The 13120-nt window shown below is 63.5% G+C and carries 13 protein-coding genes; 3 read left to right on the top strand and 10 right to left on the bottom strand.

Annotated elements, in window-relative coordinates; translation table 11 throughout:
- On the bottom strand, positions 1 to 1286 hold a 1286-nt coding region (locus tag HUS66_RS14655; protein WP_175071799.1), incomplete at its 3' end, for a methyl-accepting chemotaxis protein.
- A 396-nt stretch (positions 1287 to 1682) separates the two neighbouring features.
- On the opposite strand from HUS66_RS14655, the gene HUS66_RS14650 reads away from it, so the two are divergent.
- The gene (locus tag HUS66_RS14650; RefSeq protein WP_175071797.1) at positions 1683 to 2246 is read left to right on the top strand and encodes a hypothetical protein; all 564 of its coding nucleotides are present in this window, start codon (positions 1683 to 1685) and stop codon (positions 2244 to 2246) included.
- 92 nt (positions 2247 to 2338) lie between these two features.
- On the opposite strand, the gene HUS66_RS14645 is transcribed toward HUS66_RS14650, so the two are convergent.
- The 8 genes from HUS66_RS14645 to hemE all read right to left on the bottom strand — a co-directional run bounded on the left by HUS66_RS14645 (position 2339) and on the right by hemE (position 9880).
- Positions 2339 to 2749, bottom strand: a complete 411-nt coding sequence (locus HUS66_RS14645; RefSeq protein ID WP_175071795.1) for a RidA family protein — start codon at positions 2747 to 2749, stop codon at positions 2339 to 2341.
- A 50-nt stretch (positions 2750 to 2799) separates the two neighbouring features.
- Entirely contained in the window at positions 2800 to 3528 is a 729-nt protein-coding gene (locus tag HUS66_RS14640) for an amino acid ABC transporter ATP-binding protein (protein WP_175071820.1), read from the bottom strand.
- 104 nt (positions 3529 to 3632) lie between these two features.
- Complete coding sequence (locus tag HUS66_RS14635) at positions 3633 to 4727, bottom strand: amino acid ABC transporter permease (protein WP_175071819.1); 1095 nt, start codon at positions 4725 to 4727, stop codon at positions 3633 to 3635.
- A gap of 9 nt (positions 4728 to 4736) precedes the next feature.
- Positions 4737 to 5927 carry an amino acid ABC transporter permease gene (locus HUS66_RS14630; RefSeq protein WP_175071793.1) on the bottom strand — a complete coding sequence of 397 codons (1191 nt, stop codon included), beginning with the start codon at positions 5925 to 5927 and terminating at the stop codon, positions 4737 to 4739.
- Positions 5928 to 6001: 74 nt separating this feature from the next.
- Positions 6002 to 6988 (bottom strand): amino acid ABC transporter substrate-binding protein, encoded by a 987-nt coding sequence (locus tag HUS66_RS14625; RefSeq protein WP_254628852.1) that lies wholly within the window; start codon positions 6986 to 6988, stop codon positions 6002 to 6004.
- Positions 6989 to 7508: 520 nt separating this feature from the next.
- Complete coding sequence (gene speE, locus HUS66_RS14620) at positions 7509 to 8372, bottom strand: polyamine aminopropyltransferase (RefSeq protein WP_175071817.1); 864 nt, start codon at positions 8370 to 8372, stop codon at positions 7509 to 7511.
- 65 nt (positions 8373 to 8437) lie between these two features.
- Positions 8438 to 8809 carry a VanZ family protein gene (locus HUS66_RS14615; RefSeq protein ID WP_175071789.1) on the bottom strand — a complete coding sequence of 124 codons (372 nt, stop codon included), beginning with the start codon at positions 8807 to 8809 and terminating at the stop codon, positions 8438 to 8440.
- Positions 8810 to 8812: 3 nt separating this feature from the next.
- Positions 8813 to 9880 (bottom strand): uroporphyrinogen decarboxylase, encoded by a 1068-nt coding sequence (gene hemE / locus HUS66_RS14610; RefSeq protein ID WP_175071787.1) that lies wholly within the window; start codon positions 9878 to 9880, stop codon positions 8813 to 8815.
- 235 nt (positions 9881 to 10115) lie between these two features.
- Here hemE and ribA point away from each other — a divergent pair, with 235 nt between their 5' ends.
- Positions 10116 to 10751 carry a GTP cyclohydrolase II gene (gene ribA, locus HUS66_RS14605; protein ID WP_175071786.1) on the top strand — a complete coding sequence of 212 codons (636 nt, stop codon included), beginning with the start codon at positions 10116 to 10118 and terminating at the stop codon, positions 10749 to 10751.
- A 107-nt stretch (positions 10752 to 10858) separates the two neighbouring features.
- Positions 10859 to 11560, top strand: coding sequence for a PAQR family membrane homeostasis protein TrhA (gene trhA / locus HUS66_RS14600; RefSeq protein ID WP_175071783.1), 702 nt, complete (start codon positions 10859 to 10861; stop codon positions 11558 to 11560).
- Between the two features lie 21 nt (positions 11561 to 11581).
- Here trhA and HUS66_RS14595 read toward each other — a convergent pair whose 3' ends face one another.
- On the bottom strand, positions 11582 to 12823 hold the full coding sequence (locus tag HUS66_RS14595; protein WP_175071782.1) for a Fic family protein: 1242 nt from the start codon (positions 12821 to 12823) through the stop codon (positions 11582 to 11584).
- Positions 12824 to 13120: the final 297 nt, after the last annotated feature.

Genomic DNA, 13120 nt, shown 5'->3' with positions numbered 1-13120 from the left:
ACCTTGCCGACCGCTTCGCCGCCGCGGCGCGCGACGTCGGACGCCGACTCGGCCAAGCCATTGGCCTGACGCGAGGATTCCGCGGTGTGCTCGACGGTGCTGGTGATCTCCTCCATCGAGGCCGAGGTCTCTTGCAGACTGGACGCCGCATTCTCGGTACGCCGCGAGAGATCCTGACCGCCGGTCGAGATCTCGGTAGCGGCGATGCGCACCGATTCGCTGCTCTGGCGGATGGTCACCATCACCGCCTCCATCTTGCCGACGAAGCGGTTGAAGGCGGCGGCGATCTGCGCCACTTCATCGCGGCCCTGCTCCGGCAGGCGTCGCGTCAGGTCGCCCTCGCCACTGGCAATGTCCTCGAGAGCATCCCGGGCACGCTCCAGGCCGGCCAGGGTGCGCTTGAGCCACAGGCCGAGCAGCAGCGCGGTGACGGCGATGATAATCACCAGGGTGATCAACGAAGACTCGAGAATGGCGCGCAGGCCGGCGGTGGCCTCGTCCTCGTCCAGCATCACCCCGAGTTCCCAGTCGCTGCCAGCGATAGGGGTCACGGACAGCCGCTTATCGGCACCGTCGATAGCGACGTGCTGCCAGTTATTCGTGGTGCTACCTAGCCGCGAGATAGTGGATTGCGTCAGTTCCTCGCTTAGGCGGGTCAGGGGCTTGAGAGTCAGATCGGCGTTGGGATGGGCGATCAGCGTCTCGCCGCCGCTGCTCAGGAAGGCGAAGCTCGATGGCGTCGGTTGGATGCTATTGACCTGGGCAATCAGCTTGTCGATCACCACATCACCGCCTATCACACCATACAAGCGACCACCACGCTCGACCGGAGTGGCGAAGGTGACTACCACTCGGCCACTGTTGGCGTCCACATAGGGCATCGAAACGATGGTCTTGTTCTGCTCGGTAGCCGAGAGGTACCAGCCGCGCTGTCGCGGATCGTAATCGTCCGGCGGCACCCAGCCATCTGAGGTGGTCAGCGAGCCATCCGGCTTGCCGAGATAGGTCGACAGGAAACCACCGGACTCGGCCAGCTGGACCAGCGCCGGCACCGGCGTATCGCCCTTGACCGGCTCACGGGCCGCTTCGACCATGCTGGTGCGCGCGGCAATCCACTCTTCGATCGCCATGGCATTGCCGGAAGCGATGGATCCCAGCTGGTCGGCAATCTGTTGTTGATCATGAGACTTGACGGTCAGATAACTGACGGTCGCATTGATCACCAACGCCAAGGCGATGACCGCCAGGGTGATGATCAGTATGCGCTTGCGCAGGGAGGAAAACATGGAGCGCCCTTAATGAATAAATCATTGTGTTGTTCGACGGCAAACACCTGACTTAACGGTGTTTGCTACAACGTCTATCGGCGAGGGCACCCATTTCTTGAGCCGCCGATAGACCATACCCCCGCGCGCAGGGTTGGCTGTGACGAGCGTTGTGAGCGCATATCGCTGACCGCCTCCTGAATGGTCTCGAGACTGGCCTTCGACAGGTCCTTGGCCAGGCTGTGAATCACCCGATGCGCGGTCGAACCGTCGAGGGCGTCAACTGCGTGTCGTCGCCCAGCGGCGACAGGATGCGCACTGAGGGCGCTGTGCTAAAATCCTTGCCGCCAGGAAGGCACTCCGAACCGCAGATGCGGTCATGGCCCCGCCCCATTTTCGTCACTGGAGACGTCCTCGATGCGCAATCTGCTGCTGATGCGCCGCCCCATGCCGCGCAGCCTGCTGGTCTTGCTCCATCTGCTGAGTCAGCTCGGCATGCTGGCAGCCGGTGGGCTCTGGACCCGCGAGGCGCTGGCGCCACTAACCACCACGCCGCTGTCGAGCCAGTGGCCGATACTGGCGTTGGGCGTTGGCGCAACCCTGGCCGCCTGCCTGCTGGTGCGTATGCTGTTCGAGGTGCTGATGACCCCTCACCATGTGCAAGCCATGATCGCCCTCCAGCAACTGCCTTTCACGCGTTCCACTCGCCGGCGCCCGGCGGTCCATGACGAGGACGACAGCTGGGTGGGCGAGGCGCGGCCGATGAATCCCGACGCGGCCGCACCACCACCGCCTGAACCCTTCAATGCTGCCTACGCAGCATCGACAGCCGCAGCGCCGGCTGCCGCAGCGCCGCTTAACGAAGCGCCGACTGCCACACAGCCATCAGCCAGCGCTTCGTGGCCCCGTGAACCGCAGCTCGACCTCGCCGCGGCCCCCTGGACAGACAGCTACGTGCCCACAGCAGAGCCACGCCTGTAGCCAGGGCGTCGCCGGAGCATGACCGTCATCAGGTTCAAGCAGGTACGGCCAGCGGCGTCTGAATCGCCCTGTAAGCAAGATACCCCCATGGATCACGAACCGCTGGTGGACTCAGGAGAGGCCGCCGGAATCCAGGCAATCATGTCGACTTCGACGTCGGCACCACCAGCCAGGCCGGTAACCCCAATGCAAGTGCGCGTGGGCAGGGGCGCAGGAAAGTAACTGGCGTAGACCGCATTGACCTCTTCGAAGTGCCCCATGTTGGTGATGAATACCCGTGACTGAACCACAAATTCGAAGTCAATACCCACGGCTTCGAGGATGATCGCCAGGTTCTGCATCACGCGATGCGTCTGCTCGGCAAAGGTGCCGAGCAGCATCTCGTTCGTTTCCGGGACCGTCGGCATTTGCCCGGTGATGAAGACCAGGTCACCGACCCGGCAGGCATGGGAAAAGGGCGCGATCGGCTGAGGCGCACGATCGATAAACAGTTTTTCAATCATCAACGAAACTCCCCTGGCACAGCCGGCATACCGGCTGTGCATGATGCGACTCAGTGGCCCAGAATCTGACTCAGGAACAGCTTTGTCCGCTCGGACTGGGGGTCATTGAAGAACGGCTCTGGGGCGTTCTCCTCGATGATCTGGCCCTGATCCATGAAGATGACTCGGTCGGCGACCGTCTTGGCGAATCCCATCTCGTGGGTCACGCAGAGCATGGTCATGCCCTCTTCGGCGAGTTCCACCATGACGTCGAGCACTTCCTTGATCATCTCGGGGTCCAGCGCCGAGGTCGGCTCATCGAACAGCATCACCTCCGGGTGCATGCATAGTGAGCGGGCAATCGCCACGCGCTGCTGCTGACCGCCGGAGAGCTGGCCCGGGAACTTGTGCGCCTGCTCGGCGATGCGCACCCGTTCGAGATACTGCATGGCCAGGGCCTCGGCCTCGCGCCGCGGCTTCTTCTGCACCCAGATCGGCGCCAGGCTGCAGTTCTCGAGCACCGAGAGGTGCGGGAAGAGATTGAAGTGCTGGAACACCATGCCGACGTGGTGGCGGATCTGTTCGATGCGTTTGACGTCCTGCGTCATGGGAATACCGCCCACCACAATCTCACCCTGCTGATGCTCCTCAAGATGGTTGATGCAACGGATCAGCGTCGATTTGCCTGAGCCCGAAGGCCCGCAGATGACGATGCGCTCGCCGCGCTGAACGGTCAGGTCGATGTCGCGCAGCACGTGGAAGTCGCCGTACCACTTGTTCAGGCCGCGCATTTCGATCATGGGGGTGTCGTCGGCCTTGGCCGTTTGTGAAGTCATATCGATATCCTTGTTCTTGTAGGCGACCACCCGCCGAACAGGCGGTCGCCGGCTGCGCCTGTGCGCGTCTAGTGGCCGGTGTGCAGCTTGCGTTCCAGGTACTGGCTGTAGCGAGACATGCCGAAGCAGAAGATCCAGAACACAAACGCCACGAAGACATAGCCTTCAATCGAGTAGCCCAACCAATCGGCATCGGCGAGTGCCGCCTGAACGATTGCCAGCAGGTCGAACAGGCCGATGATCAGCACCAACGAGGTGTCCTTGAACAGGGCGATGAAGGTATTGACGATGCCGGGGATCATCATCTTCAGCGCCTGGGGCAACACGATCAGCCCCATGCGCTTCCAGTAGCCCATGCCCAGCGCCGCGGCGGCCTCTTCCTGGCCCTTGGGGATCGCCTGCAGGCCACCCCGCACCACCTCCGCCATGTAGGCGCTCTGGAACAGGGTGATGCCGATCAGCGCGCGCACCAGCTTGTCCATGTCCACCTCGGTGGGCACGAACAGCGGCAGCATCACCGAGGCCATGAACAGCACCGTGATCAGGGGCACGCCGCGCCAGAACTCGATGAACACCACCGAGATGCTCTTCACGATCGGCATCTTCGACTGGCGCCCCAGCGCCAGCACCACCCCGATCGGCAACGCCGCGACGATCCCCACCACCGCCAGCACCAGGGTCAGCATCAGACCGCCCCAGCGATGCGTCGGCACTGCCGGCATGCCAAAGGAGCCGCCGTGCAGCAGGTAGAAGGCCACGATCGGAAAGATCACCAGGGTCAACACCGCCGCCAGCTTCTTGGCCGGCAGGCGAGGCAGCGCCAGCCAGGCGATCATCACCGCAAACAGCACGAAGGTGAGATTGACCCGCCAGCGCAGCTCACTGGGGTAGAAACCATAGATGAACTGCTCGAAGCGGGCCGAGATGAACACCCAGCAGGCGCCGCCGGAGCTGCAGGCCTCGCGGCTGGTGCCGATCCAGTCGGCGTCGATGATCGCCCACTGGATCAGCGGCGTGAGCCCCGCGATCAGCGCCCAGATCGCCAGCAGCGAGAGTACGCTGTTGATCGGGCCCTGGAAGAGATTGGCACGCAGCCAGGCGATGGCACCGATGCTGCGCTTGGGAGCGGGGCGGGCATCCACCGGCGTCGTATTTAAGGTCAGTTTGCTCACTTATCGCTCCACCAGCGCCATGCGCGCGTTGAACCAGTTCATGAACATCGATACCAGAAGACTCAGCGTCAGATAGACCGCCATGGTCATCATGATCACCTCGATGGCCTGCCCGGTCTGATTGAGCGTGGTACCGGCAAAAACGGATACCAGGTCCGGGTAACCGATGGCAGTGGCCAGTGACGAGTTCTTGATCAGGTTGAGGTACTGGCTGGTCAGCGGCGGGATGATCACCCGCATCGCCTGGGGAATCACCACCAGCCGCAGGGTCATGCCACCGGAGAGCGATAGCGCCCGCGACGCCTCGGTCTGCCCCTTGGATACGGCCTGGATGCCCGAGCGCACGATCTCTGCGATGAAGGCGCCGGTGTAGATCGACAGCGCCAGCCAAAGTGCCAGCAGCTCCGGCAGCACCGTGATGCCGCCCGAGAAGTTGAAGCCACCAAGCTTGGGAATATCCCAGGTCAGCGGCATGCCGCTGACGACGAACACCAAGGCAGGCAGAGCGACAATCATCCCGGCACTGATCCACCCGGCAGGCAGCCGATCCCCGGTTGCCTCCTGGCGGCGGCGGTTCCAGCGCACCAGCACGATGGCCGCGATCACGGCCACGGCCAGCGCCACCAGCGTCCACCCGAAGCCCGCCCCACCCACTGGCGCGGGAACCACCAGACCACGGATGTTGAGGAACACGGCCTCGCCGAGGCTCATGCTCTGGCGCGGCGACGGCAAGCTGCGCAATACGGCGAAGTACCAGAAGAAAATCTGCAGCAGCAGCGGAATGTTGCGAAAGATCTCGACGTAGGCGCCGGCAATTCTGGCGATCAGCCAATTGGGCGACAGACGGGCGATGCCCATTAGAAAGCCGATGACAGTGGCCGCGAAGATGCCGAGGGCCGAGACCAGCAGAGTGTTCAGCAAGCCGACCATGAAGGTGCGGCCATAGCTGCTCTGCGGCGTGTAGTCGATCAGGCTCTGGACGATACCGAAGCCGGCGGTGTCATTGAGAAAGCCGAAACCGGTAGTGATCCCCCGAGCGTCCAGATTCTCGAGGGTATTGCTGACGATGAAGCCAATCACCGCAAACAGCGCGGCGAGCATCAACGCCTGAAAGAGTAGCGCCCGCTTGGCGGGGTCACGCCAGAACGGTGGCGTCTCCCCGCGAGGTGGGGGCGAGGAAGGAGTAGTCATGGAAGGTCCTCTCCACTAGCGATGACACAACGACGGACCCCGCCCCAACAATGGGGCGGGGCCTGTGGAGAGCGTTAGCGAATCGGCGGAGCGTACTGAATGCCGCCTTCGGTCCACAGGGCGTTGATGCCACGCTCGATGTTGAGCGGTGAACCGGCACCAACGTTGCGATCAAACACCTCGCCGTAGTTACCGACCTGGCTGACGATGCTGTAGGCCCAGTCGGCCGGCAGGCCCATGGCCTGGCCGAAGTTACCTTCGCTGCCCATGAAGCGGGCGATGCCTGGCTTTTCGGAGTTCTTCAGTTCATCGGCGTTTTCACTGCTGATGCCCATCTCCTCGGCATTGATCATCGCGAACAGGGTCCACTTGACGGCATTGAACCACTGGTCGTCACCCTGGCGAACCACCGGGCCCAGCGGCTCCTTGGAGATCACTTCCGGCAGCACCTTGGCGCCACTCGGGTCGGCCAGCTTGATGCGCAGGGCGTTGAGCTGGGAGGTATCGGACGTCAGCACGTCGCAGCGACCGGCCTCGAAGCCACCGACGGTCTGGTCGGAGGTATCGAAGACGACCGGCTCGAAGCTCATGTCGTGGGCCTGGAAGTAGTCGGCCAGGTTGAGCTCGGTGGTGGTACCGGACTGTACGCAGAAGGCCGCGCCGTCGAGCTGCTTGGCACTGTCGATACCCAGCGATTCCTTGACCAGGAAGCCCTGGCCGTCATAGAAGCTGACGCCTGTGAAGTTGAGGCCCAGAGTGGTGTCGCGGGTCGCGGTCCAAGTGGTGTTGCGGGACAGCACATCGATCTCGCCGGACTGCAGTGCCGTAAAGCGTTCCTTGGCGTTCAACGGCACGAACTGCACCTTGGAGGCATCGCCGAATACCGCGGCGGCCACACCGTGACAGACATCAACGTCGATGCCTTCCCAGTTGCCCTGATCATCGGGCGTGGAAAAACCGGGCAGGCCGGTACTGACGCCACAGACCACCTGGCCGCGCTCTTTCACAGCCTCCATCGTCTCACCGGCCTGGGCAGAGCCCGTCGCCAGCAGGGTGGCCATTAGGGCGGTCGCGGAACACAGCAGGGTTTTGTTGTTATGCAACATGGTTATTCCCTTGGATTGGGTAAGTTGTTGTTGTCATGCTCGTGGCATGTCAAGCGACAGTAGCAAAGCCAATTCGCGAGTCGTTAGATAACATCGACAACCTTTCTTCAACGCAAGCAACCATGAAAGCGCCTGTAAATACGACCAAGCAAGAAAAAAAGCATTTAAAAACAATCGACTAAAACCTTCCAACCAAAGTCGTAGAGCGTTGACTAAGATGGGACGTCACCCGATGAGAGCCATTCCACGCTCGGTGAAACGGCATGAAAGCGCGGTCGGCAACAGGGACAAAAGAGCTGAAAGAGACGCGAGAGGAAACCGAAGGCAGGCGGCGAGGAGCAAAAAAAGAAGCGCGGAAATGAAGGCGGGCCAGTGATAGAGACAGGCACCAAAACGCAGTAAAGGGGCAAGATAGCAGAGGCCGTGACAGGCCTTTACAGGCACCGACACCGGCGCGGGGCCGGTGCCGGGCGACTCACTCTGCGAAGGCGCGGCGCATGAAGGGCGGCAGCGCCAAGGCACCGCGATGGGCCTCAGCGGTGTAGTAGTCCAAGACCATATCGCTTGCCGCCGCGTCGGCCTCGCGGAACGCCTTCACGTCGGCGCCCTTGCCGGCCAGGGTCACGCTCCACCAGCCCGACGGATAGACCGGCTGCGGGAACGGCAGCGTGGCGACACTCTCGAAGCCGGCGGCAAGCATATCGCGACGCAGCTCGCGGATGATGCTGCCGCTGTGATAGAGCGGCGATTCGCTCTGCTGCACCATCACCCCGCCCTCGCGCAGCAGACGATGGCAGCGCTTCAGGAAATCGACCTTGAATAGCCCCTCGGCCGGGCCTACCGGATCGGTGGAATCGATGATCACCACATCCACGCTCTCGTCATCGGCCTCGTCCACCCACTTGACCCCATCGGCAAACAGCAGCTCGGCGCGGGGATCGTCATTGGATTCGGTCAACGCCGGAAAGAAGCGCTCGGCGGCCTTGGTCACTTCCTCGTCGATATCGATCAGGGTGACATGCTCGACCCCCGAGTGTTTGAGCACCTCGCGCAGGGTGCCGCAATCGCCGCCGCCAATGATCACTACCCGCTTGGGTGCCGCATGAGCGAACAGCGCCGGGTGGGCGATCATCTCGTGATAGAGGAAGTTGTCGCGATCGCTGAGCATCACGCAGCCATCGAGCGCCATCAGATTGCCATAGGTCTCGGTGGCATAGACTTCGAGGTGCTGATAGGCGCTGGTCACCTCCCACAGCTTCTCGCGGACCTTCAACGAGAAGGCGCTGCCGTGGCTATCGAAGACTTCGGTGAACCAACTGGTGTCGAGTGATTCGGTCATCATGGACTCTCGCAGAACAGAAAAAGGGGACTAGCGTTAGGTGATATCGCCTGGGCGACGGTTCATCAAGCGCCACCGCGCAGCAGGCACCGGCGCAGCAGGGCGAGCATGGCCAGTCCGAGCAGTGCGCCGAGGGTGTTGGCCAGGATATCCCAGGGATCGCCCCCCATGCGCCCAGGCACCGGCAACTGCGTGAACTCGATGGCGACCCCGTAGGCCACCACGCCGATGAAGGCCGGCCGTGGGCCGATGCCGGCAAGCCCCATCAGGCCCGCCAGCCCACCATAGCCAATGAAGTGGTTGGCCTTGTCCCAGGGCAGGCTATCAGGCATCTCGGTGCCTGGGGTCAGGCTACCGATGGCGATCACCAGCGCTGCCAGGACGGCGAGCCCAGCCCAGGCGCGCCGCCGCTCGTGCAGGCGAAGGAGAAAGCCCATGGCTCAGTTCGCCGCGTGATAGGACGGGCTCAGCTCGTGCAACGCCTCCATGAAGGCAGTGACGTGGTCAGGATTCGTGAACTGGCTGATGCCGTGGCCAAGATTGAAGATATGCCCCGGGCCGCTACCGTAGCTGTCGAGCACTCGCGCCACTTCGGCGCGGATCGCGCTGGGCTTGGCGAACAGCACATTGGGGTCCAGGTTGCCCTGGAGGGCGACCCGGTGACCGACCCGACGACGGGCATCGGAGAGCTCGGTGCTCCAATCCAGGCCCAACGCATCGGCACCGCTGGCGGCGATATGCTCGAGCCACTGGCCGCCGTTCTTGGTGAACAGGATGACCGGCACCCGGCGCCCTTCATGGCTGCGGATCAGACCGGCGACGATCTGTTCCATGTAGCGTAGCGAGAACTCGAGGTAGGCCGGCGTCGACAGGCTGCCACCCCAGGTATCGAAGATCTGCACCACCTGGGCGCCGGCGCGGATCTGGGCGTTGAGATAGTCGGTGACCGAGCGGGCCAGCACGTCGAGCAACTGGTGCATGGTGTCCGGCGTGTCGTAGAGCATGGTCTTCACATGACGGAAGTCCTTGCTCGAGGCGCCTTCGACCATATAGGTCGCCAGCGTCCAGGGGCTACCCGAAAAGCCGATCAGCGGCACCCGGCCGTTGAGCTCGCGGCGAATGGCGCTCACCGCGTTCATGACGTAGTCGAGATCCCGCTCGGCGTCCGGCACCTCGAGGGCGGCCACCTCGGCCGGAGTCCGCACCGGCTTTCGGAACTTGGGTCCCTCGCCGGTCTCGAAGTAGAGCCCCAGGCCCATGGCATCAGGGATGGTCAGGATGTCGGAAAACAGGATAGCGGCATCCAGCGGAAAGCGTTCCAGCGGCTGCAGCGTCACCTCGCAGGCCCGGTCGGTATCCCGGCACAGGTCCATGAAGCTGCCGGCCTGACCGCGAAGCTCGCGATATTCCGGCAGATAGCGGCCGGCCTGGCGCATCATCCAGACCGGGGTGCGATCCACGGGCTCACGCGCCAGGGCGCGCAGGATACGATCGTTCTCGAGTTGCATGCGACGTCATCCGCTAAGAAATTTGCCGACATTGTACCGGATGCCAGGCCCCCAGGGGCTAGTCCTGCGACGCGATGCCTCGATTCATAGAGGCCTCGATCGGCGAGAAGATCCTTGGATGGCGGCAAAGCCGCCAGCATGCGATGAGCGCTCACGAGCCGTGAGCGAGCGCGGCGATGCTGGTAGACTTGAGCCATCGCGTGCCAAGCGCCGCCCCGTTTCATCGAGGTTTTTCGTGACGATCCGATTCATCGCCGCCTCCCGGCTGCCCACCCCTTGGGCGACTTTCACCATGCATGGCTTCGAGGACGAGGCCACTGGCAAGGATCATATCGCCCTGACGCTCGGCGACATCACCGATGGCGCCCCGGTGCTGGGGCGGGTGCACTCCGAATGCCTGACCGGTGATGCGCTGTTCTCGATGCGCTGCGACTGCGGCTACCAACTGCAGGAAGCGCTCAAGCGGATCGCCGCCGAAGGCCGTGGCGTCCTGCTCTATCTGCGCCAGGAAGGCCGCGGTATCGGCCTGCTCAACAAGATCCGTGCCTACCACCTGCAGGACGAAGGCGCCGATACCGTGGAGGCCAACGAGCGCCTGGGCTTCGGCGCCGACATGCGCCGCTATGGGCTGTGCGTGCCGATGCTCGACCACCTGGGCGTGGCCTCGCTCAGGCTGATGACCAACAACCCGCGCAAGGTCGAGGCGCTGACCCGCGATGGCGTCGAAATCAGTGAACGTTTGCCCATCACCACCGGTCTCAATCCGCATAACGAGCAGTACCTGTCCACCAAGGCCGGCAAGCTGGGACACATGATGGCGCTGGGCGACTTCACCCAGGCAGATGACGTGGACATCGAGCGCAAGTCGTAATCTACGCTCACTAGCGACAACGCTGAGCGACGCGGCATGGCCATGCCGCCACGATTCAGTGACCTGCGCAGACTCGACCGTTGGCAGAAAAGGCACGGGGAGAGAGCATGGTCGCGAAATCACCACCTAGCCAGGATACGGCTTCCCGGGCGGATGCTTCGGACGGCTATACCCTGCTCGAGGAAGTCCTGCATAGCGTGAGCCACGGCATCGGTGCCGTGCTCAGCGTGGTGGGCATGACCGCACTGATTGTGGCGGCGAGCCTTGCCCACGACGTCGACCCCTGGAAGCTGGTCGGCGTGAGCCTCTACGGCATTACCCTGGTCGGCCTCTACACCGCCTCGACCCTCTACCATGGCAGCCGCCATCCACGCCTCAAGCAGGCGCTGCAGATCGCCGACCACTGCGCTATCTATGCACTGATCGCCGGCACCTACACGCCCTTCATGCTAGTGAATCTTCGCGACGGCCCCGGTTGGCCGCTGCTTGCCGTGGTGTGGACCCTGGCGCTGGGCGGCATCGCCCTGAAGGTGCTCTGGCCCCGCCGGTTCACGGCCCTGAGGCTGATCCTCTACCTGGCCATGGGTTGGCTAGCCGCCCTGGCGGCCGGCGACCTCGTCGCCACGCTCACGCCGACCAGTCTTGCACTGCTGATCAGTGGCGGCGTGATCTACACCCTCGGCGTGATAGTCTTCATGCTCGAGCCCCTTCCCTACAATCACGCCATCTGGCACGGCTTCGTGCTGGCCGGCAGCGGCTGCCACTACGCCGCCGTCTATACCGGCGTCCTGCCCTTCGCCGCGCTCTAGACCCGGACACCGAGCCAGACGCTAGCCCACGCTCTCCAGCGCCGGCAACCGATAGCGAGTGCCACGTCCCACGCCGGTGCTCTGAAGCACCCCCTTGGCCGTCAAGTCCGCAAGGTCCCGGGCCGCGGTCGGGTCGGAGGTCGCCACCAGATCCCGATAGTCCGAGCGAGCCACGCCCACGCCGTCATCCCGTTCGAGCAGGGTCAGCACCAGCTCACGCTGGCGCGCATTGAGCGGCGTGCGGGCGTGAGCCAGCCACAGCCGCTCGGCACGGCGAACCCGCGCAAAATGGGCTTGGCTGCGCCGCGCGCCTTCGCGCAGCCGGGTCAGCCACCAGCGCACCCAGGGCGCCAGCGCACCGGGACGCGCCGACGCGTCCTCGGCAGGCAGGCCAGCATCCAGCCGCGAGCGTGGAGCGGGCGGACGGCCGAAACAGGTCTCGCGCAGGACCTGCCACTCGTGCTGGGCCTCCACCAGCGCCGGGGCGAGTGCCTGACGACGCCAGGCATAGCCCTCCAGCGTCGCGGGCTCGGGCAGCACCTCGAACTCGCCTTCCGCCTGTAGCGCCATGATGCCTTCGGCGCGAGTGAGCCAGCGCGCCAGCAGCAGCCGGCCAATCAGGCCGTTGCCCAACGCCAGCGGCGATAGCGCCAACCAATGAGCATGCAGCCGCAGCGCCTGCAGATGGCCGGCCCCTTCGAGCCCCGGCTCCTCGTCCTCGAGACGCCCGAAGAAGACCTTGAGCTCCGCCTTCAGGGCCACTCGATCCTCTGCCGGCGCCCGATAGCGCAGACGCTTGAGACCATAGCGGCCACTGACCTCTTCGAAGGGCCCATCGCGCCACTCCCCCACCGCCAGGCCGGCACTGCGCGGAAGCTGAGGCGCCAGGCGACGATGCCATTCCAGCAGTCGGGCCTCGCCAAGGGGGGCAAAGGCCGTACGCACCGCCTCCAGGGTCACATCGACGAAGGTTTCCACCACAGGCGACACCGGCCGCACCGGCCCGTCATCGGCCAGTCCCAACGCCTGATGCAGAGCGGTACGAATCTCACTGCGCTCCAGGGCGACACCGGACAGCCTGGCGCTGGCTTCGATCTCCTCGCCAAGCAGCGTCGCCTCCAAGCGCAGGCGCTGATCGGTCGTCAGCGCAACGCCCTGACTCACCAGTGGCGCAACCGTTGCCTGAGTCGCACTCAATGGCCCTAGCAGCATGCTTGGGTCAAGACGCCCCCGGGGCCAGTCAGGCTCCTGCCAAATCCACATAACGTCTTCTTCTCCTTGATATTTTTAGAGCCGAACGGCCGCCGAGAGGCGCACTTTATCACACTGCGAATCACAATATGATACATAAAACACACATCTTGCGATCAGCGATGATTATTTCATCATGCGCCCCGGTAACGACTTGCCGACATCACAGCAAATCCATGATTTATCAGCATTCATCGCTAGAGACGGCCCGCACTGATGCGCCACGCGACCATCTTGATCAGACGGCAATCAGCCCACAAAAAAACACCCTTTGCGAATCATATTTCGATACGCAAAGGGCGCTGGCAT

The sequence above is a fragment of the Onishia taeanensis genome (assembly GCF_013349955.1).
In the GTDB taxonomy this organism is placed as follows: Bacteria; Pseudomonadota; Gammaproteobacteria; order Pseudomonadales; family Halomonadaceae; genus Onishia; species Onishia taeanensis_B.
Note: the sequence above shows the minus strand (reverse complement) of the source record. Positions and strands in the feature narration are given on the sequence as shown.